The sequence below is a fragment of the Natronorubrum tibetense GA33 genome (assembly GCF_000383975.1).
GTDB lineage: Archaea > Halobacteriota > Halobacteria > Halobacteriales > Natrialbaceae > Natronorubrum > Natronorubrum tibetense.
The window spans coordinates 208142-221248 of sequence record NZ_KB913017.1 but is presented as its reverse complement, the minus strand read 5'-3'; the positions used below and the strand labels follow the sequence as shown (position 1 = coordinate 221248).

Genomic DNA, 13107 nt, shown 5'->3' with positions numbered 1-13107 from the left:
CAGAAACGCGCTCGATCATTGCTAGCTGTATTAATATCTTTTCCTGAATATCATCAGCAGAACTGCAGACCGAGTGATAAGTATGGGTTCGTTCCATTGCTAGTCGCCGATGGCAATCATGAGAAAAAGATAGTCACCAAATCTGACTATCGGGATCGCAGTGGGCTCGAGCGGGTTTCGACTCCACCCTGGTCACGCAGGACTCGAGTTGTCGAGCGCTGGGGGGCGCGATGACACAAATACCGAACAAACAATGAATAGACGCAAATTCATGATCGGAACGGGGAGTATTGGCGCAGCAGCAATCGGTGGCGCAGTCCTCATGCCGGGGAGTGCCGTCGCAGAAGTCGGCGATCACACGTTCTCCGCAGAAACAATCGAAGGAACGAGCGACGACGGATCGATCGACAAGATCAAAGTATGGGCAGACAACATCGAGTTCTCATACGAAGGGCTCAATGACCCTGCTGTCGAAGCTACTGTCGAACTCCAGGCTATCGACCCTGACGGCAACGCCGAAGCGATCGGTGGCGAAGACGGGCGCCATACTATCGCGAGTATCGGTGGCCAAAGCCAGAACAATGTTTCTCTCGATGAAACGCTCGAAGGAGACGTTCTCGAACACTCCGGAATCAGTGCTGATCACTTCGAGGAAGACAACAACGGCGAATCAAACACGACAGAAGACGTCGATCTCCGCCTCGAGGTTACGGTCACGACCAACGCTGACGATAACGTCGTTGGAAACACTGACGCAGACCTCGAAGTCATCATGAACAACCTCCATCAGGATGCTAACACCGGCGGAGACGCGAGTGGTGAAGTCGTCAGTAGCGAGTTTATCGGGACGTCGCCGAACAACGAATCCGAGAACGGTAACGACGCTGATCAAGAGGGCGTTCTCTCGGTCTACGGGCGTCACGATGAAGGCGAGCGCGTCTTTACGGTCGAACTCGAAGAGCCATGGTCCGATGAAGACGAAAACGAAGCCAACCTCGGCCTCGGATTCGACGTAGATCAGGGTGGCACCTGGGACTTCCAGGTCAACTGGTCCTCTGAAGAAGGCTTCTTCAGCGAAAACGAAGAGCGGGACGACTTCGACGAGGTTCCAGAGTTCGATGGTACGAAAGACGGCGAGACGCTCGTGTTCTACGTCGACGAAGACGAGTTCGACGGCGACACGTTCGATTTCGTCGCAAACTCGAGCTACGGTGGATCCACGCACGCAAACGTGTCTGCCGACGGAGAGAACGCCTGGTCTGAAGAAAAGGACTGGACGTCGAGCGAGTACTTCATCACAGTCGACGTCTCCGAGACTGAAGTAGACGAGTACGACGGTTAAGATGCGACGACAGAGCCTGATAGTCGGGCTCGTCGTGGTCTTAGTCACGATATCGGGCGCCGTTGTCTACACCACCATCACGGGTTCTGACGACCCGGAACCGGAGATGGACGATAGCCCGGATGGGGACGACGAACCGGACCCGGACGGTACGGTAGAGCCGACAGATGGTGAGAAGGACGACGATGCGAAGGATGACGACGAGAAGGATGATGACTCCAAGTCGGACAAAGACGACTGGAAGGACGACGATGAGAAGGGTGAAGACGACGGTGACGAAGACGAGAAAGACGACAAAGATGACGACGACGCCGGCAGCGGACCACCGATCGGCGGCGGTAACGGCGACGATGACGACGCTGATACGACCGTAGGCGGCAGCGCAAGCGGATGCATCGTCACCGAGCAGAACGACTGCGGTGACTGACACTCGAGTTTCGCTTTTTTCGGCTCGACACCCCGATTAGCTGTCGAGTGACGGTCAGCGGGATAACAGATCCGCACACGAACACACTCTTCTGCCGGAGCCACCGACCTATAAGGCCGAAACCCGCGTACACTCGAGTGACCATGTCCACCACCTACGAGGGACTCACGTTCGAGCGGATCGGCCACGCGAGCAAGCGACTCGAGACGGAGGACGGGCGAATCATCTACATCGATCCGTGGAGCGAAGTCCTCGAAGACGAACCGGGTGACGGAGACATCATCTTCGTCACCCACGACGACTTCGATCACTACGATCCGGAGGCGATCGAGGCGGTCGCCGGCGACGCCGTCACGGTCGCGGTCTTCGAGGCCGTCGACACGAGCGACCTCTCGTACGACGTAGTCGACCTCCCCCACGAGGGCGAGACGACCGTCGAAGGGATCGACGTGCAGTCGGTACCCGCCTACAACGACCCTGAGGGCGAACACGTCGACGACGACGGCTCCCCGTTCCACGCCGAGGGCGAAGTGATCGGACTCCTCCTCAACCTCGAGGAGACGACGATCTTCTGCCCGTCGGACACGGACTTCCTCGATCACCACGAGTCGATCACGGCGGACGTGTTCGTGCCGCCGATCGGCGGTCACTTCACGATGGACCGCCACGAGGCCGCGGACTTCGCTCGCAGCGTCGAGCCCGACCTGGTGTTGCCGGAGCATTACGACACCTTCGAGCCGATCGAAACCGACGCCGAGGCGTTCGCCGCGGAACTCGAGGACGACGGCATCCGCGTCGAATTGTTCTAACTTCACAACGGAACTGGTATGCTGGCGTTTTGACGCTGTGGCTTCCCAATTCTGTCACCCGAATCGAACCGATACCCGTTCAATTTGGGACAAGCCTCTTTCCCGGACGGTCACGAGAAGTGATATGGTCCACCACAACCACAGCCGTCGGCCGGACGACGACCGTGTGGAGATTCGGACCGTGCGTGACGAATCAGAATCGGTCACACACATGATTTTGCGGGGACTATCTGTCATAAAGAACGTTCCGATTAGGGAACTCGAGCCGCTCTACGAACAGGTCGAGACCGAAGCGTTGGACAGTCTCCTCACCCACGCGGAGGGGACTGAGAGTACTGTCAGCGTCGAATTCGCGACTGACGATCACACAGTCGTCGTCACCCACCGCGACTGCGTCTGTGTTCGCAACGGTGATCACCTCGCGCCGACGTAGGGAGCGATTACGGACCGCGTTCTACCGATTTTTTGTATCGCTGTCGTGAGCGATCGCTGGGACCGAACGCGGCTACCCGAGCGGGTGCGTGCGGATTGGTCGCTCCGGGTCGAGCGCTCACCTATGTCTGCCGAGCCACCCGAGACCGACGATGAGATCAGACGCGCGGTCGTCGACCGCGTGCGGGAGGTCCAGATCCCCAGCAGCGACCCGATCAGTGAGCAACTGCTCGAGGGCTTCACCGATACCGACGAGGGTGATTTCGTGTGAGATCTGCGGAACGACGCCGTCGCCGACGGACGGACAACAGGGCGGTCAGGGGTCGCCGGAACCACAGCCGCCACGAGGCGATCGCAACGGGCCGTACTGACCGAGCGGGCGACACGGACACTCGAGTCAGGTAGCTTGCAATTTCCCGACGGTCCTGTCGAACGTCTCTTGTGTTCGTGTCTCTAATCGAGCGTGTGAGTGTATGAGTCACGGGTCGTCGCTCCGAATCGTCTGTCTCGCCGGCCCGAGCGATTCCGGCAAGACGACGCTCGTCGAGGCCCTCGTTCCGGAACTGGCCGAGCACGGGCGCATCGCGACCGTCAAATCGATCCATCACGATATCGAGATCGATACGCCCGGCACCGATACGCATCGCCACAGAACTGCGGGTGCCGAAACGGTCGTCGGTGTTACCCCCGAACTCACCTTCGATATCAGCACGCGCGGGAAACGCGACCCGCTCGATTCGCTCGACGGTAGCGACCTCTTCGGTACGGACGATGCCGACGCCGACGACTCCGAACTGCAAGCGCTCGAGAGCACGCTCGCGCGCCTCGAGCGCCGGGGCTACACGTTCGTCGTCGTCGAGGGCTTCTCGGCGGCTCCGTTGCCGACGATTCTCGTCGGTGACCGAGACCCGTCCGCCGTCGGCGGCGAGATCGTCGGTCGCGGATCGGATGCCGTCGACGACCTCGTGGCGACGATCCGCTCGCTCGAGCCGATTTCTGCTCACGACCGTTCCGACGACGAGTCGCTCAAACGTGACGAACGCTAACGACGATTCGTTCAGGTTGGACCTTCTGGCAGCCGACTCTATCGCGACCGATCAGATCCCGATCATTCGATGGGGGTTCGGTACTGTCCCACCCGTCGCTGTACTCCCACGCGTCGGGACGTCTCGTCACCAGTACTAGTTTTCTGATAAGATAGCGTGAATAACCTCGGTTCGGAACCAACCATTCGAACTGTAATTCGGCTTCGTCGCGGCTAATCCCTTTGGAAGTGGGGTTATTGGGATCGTCGTTGTAGCAGTGATTGAGAATCATGACATCGATTGCAGACATCGAGATTCCCGCGGAGGGAACTGGCGCCGGCGAGCTGTTCGAGGCCGTCCCATCGCTCACCTGTGAGATGGAGCGAGTGATCGCCTCGAGCGGTCACGGCCTCTGGCTGTCGGGTCCGTCACAGGACGCCGTCGAGGAGGCACTGGACGACGCCACCGCGATCGGTGGCCACGCGTTGATCAACAGCGACGAGGATCGGTGGCTATACGACATCGAGTTCGAACCGGACACGGCCGATGTCTTCGATCTCGTCATCGAGGAGCGCGGGACGATACTGAGCGCGTCGGCCTCGAATGGCACGTGGCTGCTGAGCATTCGGTTCACCGACCGGGAGAGCGTGAGTTCACTCTACGACCGACTCGACGAGGAGGATGTCGCGCCGACGATCGTTCGGCTGTTCGATCTGGCGGAGGAGAGCCACTCCCAGTGTGGTCTCACCGCTCGCCAGTACGAGACGCTCGTCGCGGCGATCGACCACGGCTACTTCGAGATCCCGCGCGAGGTATCGATGCAGGAGCTTTCCGAGGAGTTGGGGATCTCCCATCAGGCGCTCTCGGAGCGACTCCGCCGCGCCTACCGGGCCCTCGTCACTTCGGAGCTGAACGTCTCCGAAGACGAGACCGTCGCCCCGCCGATGCCGTCCGACTGAACCGACCCCGGGTAGCCGACAGCTATCGCTCGAGACTGCACGACGCCGGCTTCCATCCGGCATTCCGACAGTCGATGTTTTCACGAACGTTCGTTCCCAGCCGATCGCTCAGCGACTGCGCTCCGGCGGCCGATGCCACGGCTGCGAACGAGTACCGTTATGTCGCGCGCCAATCACTGTCGAGTCATGCACGTCGACACCGACGACGGAATCCTGCGGATCGCGTTCGACCGACCAGGTGCGCTCAACGCCATGACGAGAGAGACCGCCGTCACGCTCGCCGAGACGATCGACGACGCCTCGCCGGAAGAACACCACGTGATCGTCCTCACGGGCGAGGGCGACGCGTTCAGCGCCGGCGGCGATCTGCAGGCGCTGTCCGAGGGCCCGGCTTCGGCGCGGGACGCCTACGAATCCGTCACCGATAGCTTTGGACGGGTCGTCGAAGCGATGCTCGAGTCGTCCGTCCCAATCGTCGCGAAGGTCAACGGCGACGCCATCGGTGCCGGGTTGGCGGTCGTCGCGCTCGCGGACATCGCCTACGCCGCCGAGGACGCGACGTTCTCCTGTGCGTTCGTCCGCGTCGGCCTCATTCCCGACACCGGCGGGACGTTCATGTTGCCACACATTATCGGTCTCCGGGCCGCGAAGAAACTCGCGTTCACCGGCGAGTTCTTCGGTGCCGAGCGGGCGGCAGACCTCGAGTTAGTCAACGAGACCGTCCCGGCCGACGAACTGGACGAGCACGTCGAGGAGACCGTCGACCAACTGCGAAACCGGCCGACGGAGATCGTCGGCATGATGAAACAGGCGATGCACGAGAACATGGGTCGCCACTGGTCGGAGGCCCTCGACTACGAGAACCTCCTGCAGGTGCAGGCTCGAACCTCCGAGGCACACGAGGAAGGCGTCTCGGCGTTCCTCGAAGGCCGCGATCCCGAATTCGATACGTAAACGGACCAATACGTCGGATCCGGAGTTCGATCGGAGCCGACACGGAACGTGTCACTACTCGAACCGCAAGCCACCGCAAGCACCACCAACTTCCACGGGTTCGCCGTCTAGTAGAGTGTAATGTCTCCAGAGTTTACCGACGACGACATCGGCAAGACCGTTGTGAACGCAAACGGCGAAGAAGTCGGTCTCGTCGCGGACGTCGAACACGGCACAGCCCACGTCGAACCGGACCCCGGAATCGCAGACACGATCAAAGCGAAACTCGGCTGGGGTGGTACCGACGAAGACACGTACCCGCTCCAGGAGGGCTCGGTAGCCCAGGTGACGAGCGACGAGGTCCACCTCGAGAGCGACCTCGCCGGCAGCTCCGGCGGCGGCTCGACCAGTACCGGCGGCGCCTCGGACCTGGACGCCGGCTCGACCAGATCGGACGACACGGATACCGGAACCGGTGCTGGCGCGGCGGGCGCCGGCACCGATACGGATCACGGAACTGGGGCAGGCGACGACGACCTCATCGGTGACGACGATGACGGCCTCATCGGTGACGATGACGACGACGGATTCACTGACGACGATGACAGCCTGATCGGCGACGACGATGATGGTCTTACCGACGACAGCGACGACGATCTCATCGGCGACGATGACGACGGCCTTACCGACGATGATGACAGCCTGATCGGTGACGACGACGATGGCCTTACCGACGACAGCGATGACGACCTCATCGGTGACGACGATGATGGGCTCACCGACGACGATGATGGTCTGATCGGTGACGACAACGATGACGATCTCATTGGTGACGATGACGACGGCCTTACCGACGATGATGACAGCCTGATCGGTGACGACGACGATGGCCTCACCGACGACAACGATGACGATCTCATTGGTGACGACGATGACGATCTGATCGGGGACGACGACGAGGGACTCACTGACGACGATGACGACCTCATCGGGGACGACGACGATGACGATGTCCTCGACGACCGAGACACCCGGTAGTTCCGATCCCGTATCGTTTCGAGTCACCATCGGGAGCCGCCTTCGAACCCGTTCTTTTTGTTCGACTGGACAACGACTGTCGATCGACCGCTCGAGGAGACTAACGTCTCACGAGAGGACGAACGGTATGACGGTTCGACCCACCGAGCCCATTAAAAAAGAGTGAGAGCCGAGGAAGTCCGTCGACAGGACTAACGCAGGTGGAAGCGGCGGGCGTCGCTACTCTTCCTGTTCGTCGGCTTCGTCGTCGGTGTCGTCCCGTCCTCGCTCGGCGGAGACCTCCATGTCGTCCTGTGGCATCTCCTCCTGGTCGAAGTCGCGGTCGATCTCCTCGTCGGACGAGTCGAACTCGCCCGAATCGGAGCCACCGTCGCGCTGTCCCTGAGCGATCGGCTGTCGCTGCCGACCCCGCTCGGACTCATGGTGGCCCGTATCGATTCGCTGTGAGTACCGGCCTCGTTCGTTGCGAGGCTGCGACGACTGCTGTGGCGGCATCGACTGGCCGAACCCCCGATCCTGACGGTGTTCTTGCTCGCGTCCTCGAGTCGGCTGGTCACCGCCGTGTTGCTGCGGCTGCGATCCCTGTCGTGTCTCGTGGCCGAACTGTCCCTGTTGGGAGCCCGCGTCGGTCGGCTGGGACTGGGACTCGTCGGGCCGAGGCTGAGATTGACGCTCGGCGTGAGGCTGGGATTCCTGGTCGGAGTGGCTGCCGGGGCCCATCTGCTGGGATCGTTGCTGGCTGGCCGATCCAGACGCTTCACCGCCGTACGTCCCCGCTTGCGAGACCCACTCGCCAGTCTGGGGGTACTGCTGCTCTTGCTGGTGGGTGTGCTGGCTCGTCGGTTGGCTGAACTGGGGTTGGCCGCCCATCTGCTGGCCACTCATCCGTTCAGTCGACCGCTGGTCGCCCATCTGGCCGCCGAACTGCTGTCCCGACTGGTGCTGACCGCCCATCGGCTGCTGGCTTTCGTACTGTTGGCCCGATTGCCCCATCCGTTGACTGGACTGGTGCCGAGTTCCAATCTGCTGGCCCTGCCCCGGCTGGGCTTGCGTGGCCGCCTGCATTCCCTTCTCCATCGCGCGTTCCATCTCCGGCATGACGGCCTCGAGCCCCTGCAGATAGCTCTCCATCATCGACTGGGTGAACCGCCGGCCTGGGAACCCCTGCATCATCGACTTCGTGATTTCGAAACCCTGCTTCTGGGCCGTGTCCTGCCACTGCATCGCGCTCAGGGTCATTCGCGCGATGTTCCGCTGGAGGTCGATCGCCTGTTCGATGGCCGCCTGGCCCTGGTTCATCGTCGACTGCTGAAGCTGTTCGGTCGGTTCGTGCTGGGACTGGGCGGATTGCTGGTTGTCTCTCATCGGAAATCACTCGAGGATCGTCGATCCTCGCTCACCCAGCAGGGAGACGGAGGCTCCAATAAAGGTCGCCGTCAGTTCCACGCGGAAGAGTGAGACGAACTATCGAAACGACGCGCCACACTCCAGAGACTGCGAGAAACGATAGACAATGATCACGAGCACCGACTGTCACTTCGAGCAGTTCGAACCATCGCGATTCCGTGCGTGCTCGCGTGTCACCGTGAACGACACGGGCGAACCACGCAGTAATTGTCCGTTGACGCGTCTCGATAGCTCGGTTAGGAGTCCGAATCCGGCTCGCCGTGGGTGACGCCGTCGCGCTCGTCGGCCTGCATGCGTCGCAGCGCCCCCCGGGCGTTGCTCGCCTCGTAGCCGAAGAACACGTCCTTCCCGTAGGCGTCAGCGACTTCGGTGGCGTGGATCAGGTTGTCGATATCGATGTTTACCGCGTACAATTCGATATTGAATGGCGTCTCGAGCGCGCTCTCAAAGCCCCGAGCGATGGTCTCGAGCCAGTAGGTCGTTTCGTAGGCCATGTCGTACAGCGGGACGACGAACTCGTCGACGTGTTCTTCGAGCGCCTCGAGGTCGATCCCCGCTCGCTCGTAGAGGTGACCGGGGTAGGGATCGGGGTAGAGCGTCATGTAGACGGTGCCGGGGATGCGCTCGACGGCTTCCTCGACGAACTCGGTGATGACGGCGGCGCGCCACTCGAAGCGGTCGTCGTACTCGCTTGCCTTGAACGATTCCTCGCAGACGCCACAGCGACAGTATTCGGCCCGCGGGAAGCCGATATCGTCGAGACGAACGTCCTCGTTGGCCGAGACGCAGTCGTCGATAATTTCGAACAGGCCTTCCCGGTAGTCCTGTCGACTGGGGCAGATGTAGGCCCAATCGAAGTACGTCCGGTCACGCGTGGCCGGCCGTCCGAGGTCGTCGACGGCGACCAGCGACGGGTCGGCGTCCGCGGCGGCGTTGTCGCCGAAACAGGACACCATGTTCACGCCGTCTTCGATCGGTTCGGCGGACCGGCCGGTGACATCTTTGACCTCGTAAAAGCCGCGGTCGAACTCCGGCCAGCGGACTTCGTCTGCGTTGCGCGTGACGACGCCGTACATACTTCAGAGTACGGCGCCGCATCCGTAAGCCGTTCGGAATCGAACGGTTCTCGATAGTACCAACTGAAACGATGTACACGCTGATCGCACAGCGGTCGTGCGGTCAGATATGCAGTGACGTTCAGTGGCTACTATACCTTACTCGACTGGATCGTAGTCGACCTCTTCGATATCGACGTCGGAGGAGCCGCTGAGCACGACTTTCCAGAGGACGGCGATAACGAACAGGGCGACCAGGATTTTGACTGTACGAGACATGTACACGTAGACACTACATTGCAGCCCACTTAGATATTCTGGATAGTTCTCTAGAAATGAAGAACGGTTTACCGGATTTCAGTCGTCGGCAAATTTCACCCGTCAGGTGTCGATCAGCGACGCGATCTCCTCGCGGACGATCGTTCCGCAGTACGCACAGCGAACGCCGTCGTCGAGCACCTCGAACTGGGACGTCACCGGTTCGTCGCCGGTCGTGATACAGCCCGCGTTGGGACAGGAGAGCACGTCTTCGACGATCTCGGGGCGATCGACGCGGTGTTTCTCGATCACTTCGTAGTCTCGGACGATGTTGATCGTCGCGTCCGGCGCGATCAACGAGAGCACGTCGACCTCGTCCTGACTGAGTTCCCGACCCTCGACCTTCACGATATCTTTGCGCGCGAGTCGATCCGACGGGACGTTCATTCCGACCGAGAGCTCCTCGCCCTCGCTGCCGTCGATGCCGAGAATCGCGAGCACGTTCAGCGCCTGTCCGCCGCGGACGTGGTCGATCACGGTGCCGCTGCGGATCTTGCTGACGCGCAACTGGTGATCGTTGCCGCCGTCGGAGTCGCCGGCGTTCGTGCGCTCGTCACCTCCATTACTCATCGCCATCACCTCCGTCTTGCAGGAACAGATCGAGCAGCGCCATCCGTACCGGCACCCCGTTGTGCGCCTGCTCGAAGTAGGCCGCGTACTCGGTCTCGTCGATTGTCGGCGCGATTTCGTCGACCCGCGGCAGCGGATGCATGATGGTCAGGTCGTCGCTTGCGGCCTCGAGCGTCTCCATGTCAATCTGGTACTCGCCGGCGACTTTCTGGTACTCCTGTTCGTCCGGGAACCGCTCGCGCTGGATGCGGGTGACGTAGAGGACGTCGAGCGAGGGGAGGACCTCCTCGAGCGAGTCGTGTTCGCGGATGCCGGCGCCGTCGGCCTGATGGAGGTCGTAGACGACCTCGCGAGGCAACTGGAGGCTCTCGGGGCTGACGAAGTGCTGGCGCGCGTCGAAGTTCGTCAGCGCGTAGGCCAGCGAGTGGACGGTCCGACCGTACTTTAAATCGCCCATGACGCCGATGGTGAGGTCGTCGAGCCCGGCGTTCTCGCGGATCGTGTAGAGGTCGAGCAGCGTCTGCGTGGGGTGGTGGCCCGCGCCGTCGCCGGCGTTCAGCAGCGGGATGTCGACGAACTCGCTGGCCATCGTCGCCGCGCCCTGCTTGGGGTGGCGCAAGACGAGCGCGTCGGCGTAGCCCTCGATGACTCGGACGGTGTCGGCGAGCGTCTCGCCTTTTTTGACGCTCGAGGATTCGACCGAACCCATGTCGACGACGTCGCCGCCGAGGCGTTTCATCGCGGTTTCGAAGCTCATCTTCGTCCGCGTACTCGGTTCGAAAAAGAGCAGGCCGAGCAATCGGTTCGCGTGACGGTCGGCGACGGCCGACGGATCGGCGTCGATTTCGGCCGCCCGGTCGAGGACGGTCTCGATGTCCGCCCGCGAGAGTTGTTTGCTCGTGATGAGGTGATCGTGTCGCATTCGTTCGTGTTGGCTCCTGCCGAGCCCTTGAATCTCTCCATTCGGCGTCGTCAGGACGACCCCGGGACGGACCATCTCTTGCAGGGTCAACCGTCGATCAGTTCGCTGCGTATCGAACATCCACAGAGCGCGTCGATGGCAGCCCGCAGCGCTGCGCTCGGGCGTCGGTGGAGAGGCGAACACCAGTATATAGTAACAACTGAAACAATTTACACACTGATCGCACAGCTCACGGCTCGCAGGGCTCATCGTCTGCTCACGGGCGCTGCGAGACGGCCCCGCTGTCGTCTCACGGGTGCCACGCACCCGTTCGACTGCTCGCGGAACCTTCGGTTCCGCGCTCGTCTCGGCAGTCGCGGCGCGTAGCGCCGCGCACTGCTCGTTCGCATGGTCCGCGAGATCTTTGATCCCGCGTATTCGCATTCCCGCGGTTCTCGCTCACTTCGTTCGCTCCGAACCGCGCTGCCATCGTGCGATCAGGCGCGCATTGCCTTTCAGTGGCTACTATATTTACAGGACAAACTGATTTGTTTCTAAGAACTAATTCGAAGCCAAAGAGTTATGCGGGCGCTGTGGCTACTGGTCACAATTGTATGGTCGGTCGACTGGATACCGGGATCGACGTGCTGGATCGGAAACTCGACGGCGGGTTACCGCCGGGGTGTATCGTCGCATACACCGCCCAGCCGGCCAGCCAATCGGAGCTGCTCCTCTACGAACTCACGGCCGCCCGCGGCACCCTGTATCTCTCGACCGAGCGATCGGACGACGCCGTCCGTCACGCGATCGAGGCCTCACCCTCCGAGGTCGGCAGTCCGACCGTCCGACACGTCACCAGCGACGACCCGCTCGAGGAGGCGACCCGTCTCATCGGTGCACTCCCCGACGGGGCAAATCTCATCATCGACACGATAGACGTTTTGGAACACGCCGACACCGACGAGTACGTCACCTTTCTCAACGAACTCAAGTCACAGATGCTCGAGACCGGTTCGATCGCAGTGTTACACTGTCTGGAAGGCACCGATGTCCCCAACGGGCGGACGCGGACGATCCACGCCGCCGACGCCGTTTTCCATCTCCGGACCAAGACGGCCGGCAGCGAACTCGAGAATCACCTCACGATTCCCAAGTTCCGCGGCGGCGCCCAGCCGACCGAGGCGATCAAACTCGAGTTGACCGAAGAGGTGGCGATCGACACGAGCCGGGATATCGCCTGAGTAGACCTAACGCGGACACCTCCCGGTCGCTATTGGGCCGTACCTGCCGAGCGAGCGGGCCGGCGACAGCGGTCGTCAGGTGCCGTTCGTGTCGGACTCGTCGTCCGTCTCCGACCCGTCATCCGTCGCTGACCCGTCGGTCGACTCGAGGGAGTAACAGCACTCGAGGAGTTCGTCGAACAGCGCCGGTGGCGAAGACCACCTGATTGCCCCGCTACGGTGGTCGTACTCGACCAGCTTTCGATCCGTCAGTTTCGGCAGGTGGTTGTGGTAGAGATCGATGAGGACGGACTCGCGCCGCTCGGCGGAGACTCGTTCCGCAGCCACCCCCGCTTCGTTCGCGGCGATCGTCGCCGCCAGCGACTCGAGACTGGCGACCTCATGATCGCTGAGGTAGTACAGCACGTCGCGCCGGCGCTGATGACTGAGGAGGACGAGCAACTCGTCGATCGGCGACCCGCGTTCGGACCGGGATGGGGGGTCGAAGCGGCGGTCACGCGTCGAGGATCGCCCGCCCGTATCCTCCGGGCTGAAATCGACCATATATTCGTAGCCAGTCCCGGGACGGTAATAAACGTACTAGGAGAATACCGAATTGACGTATCCGAAAGGAAAAGAGACGAAACGACGTGACGTACAGTACGTTTCAC

Annotated in this window: 15 protein-coding genes; 10 read left to right on the top strand and 5 right to left on the bottom strand. The window is 61.6% G+C overall.

Annotation, left to right across the window (positions count from 1 at the left end; genetic code table 11):
- Positions 1-271: 271 nt before the first annotated feature.
- The 9 genes from NATTI_RS0101160 (at position 272) to NATTI_RS0101120 (ending at position 6965) form a co-directional block, all read left to right on the top strand.
- Positions 272-1342, top strand: coding sequence for a hypothetical protein (locus tag NATTI_RS0101160; RefSeq protein ID WP_006091621.1), 1071 nt, complete (start codon positions 272-274; stop codon positions 1340-1342).
- Between the two features lies 1 nt (position 1343).
- Complete coding sequence (locus NATTI_RS0101155; RefSeq protein ID WP_006091619.1) at positions 1344-1769, top strand: hypothetical protein; 426 nt, start codon at positions 1344-1346, stop codon at positions 1767-1769.
- 143 nt (positions 1770-1912) lie between these two features.
- Positions 1913-2578 carry an MBL fold metallo-hydrolase gene (locus NATTI_RS0101150; RefSeq protein WP_006091618.1) on the top strand — a complete coding sequence of 222 codons (666 nt, stop codon included), beginning with the start codon at positions 1913-1915 and terminating at the stop codon, positions 2576-2578.
- Positions 2579-2702: 124 nt separating this feature from the next.
- A complete protein-coding gene (locus NATTI_RS0101145) occupies positions 2703-3011 on the top strand; it encodes a HalOD1 output domain-containing protein (RefSeq protein ID WP_006091617.1) in 309 nt (102 codons plus the stop codon).
- Between the two features lie 123 nt (positions 3012-3134).
- Positions 3135-3281, top strand: a complete 147-nt coding sequence (locus tag NATTI_RS0101140; RefSeq protein ID WP_006091615.1) for a hypothetical protein — start codon at positions 3135-3137, stop codon at positions 3279-3281.
- 202 nt (positions 3282-3483) lie between these two features.
- On the top strand, positions 3484-4056 hold the full coding sequence (gene mobB / locus NATTI_RS0101135; RefSeq protein WP_006091614.1) for a molybdopterin-guanine dinucleotide biosynthesis protein B: 573 nt from the start codon (positions 3484-3486) through the stop codon (positions 4054-4056).
- A gap of 269 nt (positions 4057-4325) precedes the next feature.
- The gene (locus tag NATTI_RS0101130) at positions 4326-4994 is read left to right on the top strand and encodes a helix-turn-helix domain-containing protein (protein ID WP_006091612.1); all 669 of its coding nucleotides are present in this window, start codon (positions 4326-4328) and stop codon (positions 4992-4994) included.
- A 186-nt stretch (positions 4995-5180) separates the two neighbouring features.
- A complete protein-coding gene (locus NATTI_RS0101125; RefSeq protein ID WP_006091610.1) occupies positions 5181-5948 on the top strand; it encodes an enoyl-CoA hydratase/isomerase family protein in 768 nt (255 codons plus the stop codon).
- 120 nt (positions 5949-6068) lie between these two features.
- Complete coding sequence (locus NATTI_RS0101120) at positions 6069-6965, top strand: hypothetical protein (RefSeq protein WP_006091608.1); 897 nt, start codon at positions 6069-6071, stop codon at positions 6963-6965.
- 219 nt (positions 6966-7184) lie between these two features.
- Here NATTI_RS0101120 and NATTI_RS0101110 read toward each other — a convergent pair whose 3' ends face one another.
- The 4 genes from NATTI_RS0101110 to pyrB form a co-directional block, all read right to left on the bottom strand.
- Positions 7185-8330 (bottom strand): hypothetical protein, encoded by a 1146-nt coding sequence (locus NATTI_RS0101110; RefSeq protein WP_006091606.1) that lies wholly within the window; start codon positions 8328-8330, stop codon positions 7185-7187.
- Positions 8331-8608: 278 nt separating this feature from the next.
- A complete protein-coding gene (locus NATTI_RS0101105) occupies positions 8609-9448 on the bottom strand; it encodes a hypothetical protein (RefSeq protein ID WP_006091605.1) in 840 nt (279 codons plus the stop codon).
- 360 nt (positions 9449-9808) lie between these two features.
- Positions 9809-10321, bottom strand: coding sequence for an aspartate carbamoyltransferase regulatory subunit (pyrI, locus tag NATTI_RS0101095; protein WP_006091601.1), 513 nt, complete (start codon positions 10319-10321; stop codon positions 9809-9811).
- The gene (gene pyrB / locus NATTI_RS0101090) at positions 10308-11237 is read right to left on the bottom strand and encodes an aspartate carbamoyltransferase (protein ID WP_006091600.1); all 930 of its coding nucleotides are present in this window, start codon (positions 11235-11237) and stop codon (positions 10308-10310) included. Before pyrB ends, pyrI begins: the two co-directional genes overlap by 14 nt.
- A 593-nt stretch (positions 11238-11830) precedes the next feature.
- Between pyrB and NATTI_RS0101085 the strand changes: the two genes are divergently transcribed.
- The gene (locus NATTI_RS0101085; RefSeq protein WP_006091598.1) at positions 11831-12457 is read left to right on the top strand and encodes an RAD55 family ATPase; all 627 of its coding nucleotides are present in this window, start codon (positions 11831-11833) and stop codon (positions 12455-12457) included.
- Positions 12458-12532: 75 nt separating this feature from the next.
- Here the strand turns inward: NATTI_RS0101085 and NATTI_RS0101080 are convergent, their stop codons facing one another.
- A complete protein-coding gene (locus NATTI_RS0101080) occupies positions 12533-13000 on the bottom strand; it encodes a DUF7344 domain-containing protein (protein WP_006091596.1) in 468 nt (155 codons plus the stop codon).
- Between the last annotated feature and the right edge of the window lie 107 nt (positions 13001-13107).

Excerpts from the sequence above, each read along its gene's own strand:
- NATTI_RS0101150 (WP_006091618.1), top strand. The coding sequence starts at position 1,913 with ATGTCCACCACCTACGAGGGACTCACGTTCGAGCGGATCGGCCACGCG.
- NATTI_RS0101085 (WP_006091598.1), top strand. The coding sequence starts at position 11,831 with ATGGTCGGTCGACTGGATACCGGGATCGACGTGCTGGATCGGAAACTC.
- NATTI_RS0101160 (WP_006091621.1), top strand. The coding sequence starts at position 272 with ATGATCGGAACGGGGAGTATTGGCGCAGCAGCAATCGGTGGCGCAGTC.
- mobB (WP_006091614.1), top strand. The coding sequence starts at position 3,484 with ATGAGTCACGGGTCGTCGCTCCGAATCGTCTGTCTCGCCGGCCCGAGC.
- pyrI (WP_006091601.1), bottom strand. The coding sequence starts at position 10,321 with ATGGCGATGAGTAATGGAGGTGACGAGCGCACGAACGCCGGCGACTCC.
- NATTI_RS0101105 (WP_006091605.1), bottom strand. The coding sequence starts at position 9,448 with ATGTACGGCGTCGTCACGCGCAACGCAGACGAAGTCCGCTGGCCGGAG.
- NATTI_RS0101130 (WP_006091612.1), top strand. The coding sequence starts at position 4,326 with ATGACATCGATTGCAGACATCGAGATTCCCGCGGAGGGAACTGGCGCC.
- NATTI_RS0101110 (WP_006091606.1), bottom strand. The coding sequence starts at position 8,330 with ATGAGAGACAACCAGCAATCCGCCCAGTCCCAGCACGAACCGACCGAA.
- NATTI_RS0101125 (WP_006091610.1), top strand. The coding sequence starts at position 5,181 with ATGCACGTCGACACCGACGACGGAATCCTGCGGATCGCGTTCGACCGA.
- NATTI_RS0101155 (WP_006091619.1), top strand. The coding sequence starts at position 1,344 with ATGCGACGACAGAGCCTGATAGTCGGGCTCGTCGTGGTCTTAGTCACG.
- NATTI_RS0101080 (WP_006091596.1), bottom strand. The coding sequence starts at position 13,000 with ATGGTCGATTTCAGCCCGGAGGATACGGGCGGGCGATCCTCGACGCGT.
- pyrB (WP_006091600.1), bottom strand. The coding sequence starts at position 11,237 with ATGCGACACGATCACCTCATCACGAGCAAACAACTCTCGCGGGCGGAC.
- NATTI_RS0101120 (WP_006091608.1), top strand. The coding sequence starts at position 6,069 with ATGTCTCCAGAGTTTACCGACGACGACATCGGCAAGACCGTTGTGAAC.
- NATTI_RS0101145 (WP_006091617.1), top strand. The coding sequence starts at position 2,703 with ATGGTCCACCACAACCACAGCCGTCGGCCGGACGACGACCGTGTGGAG.
- NATTI_RS0101140 (WP_006091615.1), top strand. The coding sequence starts at position 3,135 with ATGTCTGCCGAGCCACCCGAGACCGACGATGAGATCAGACGCGCGGTC.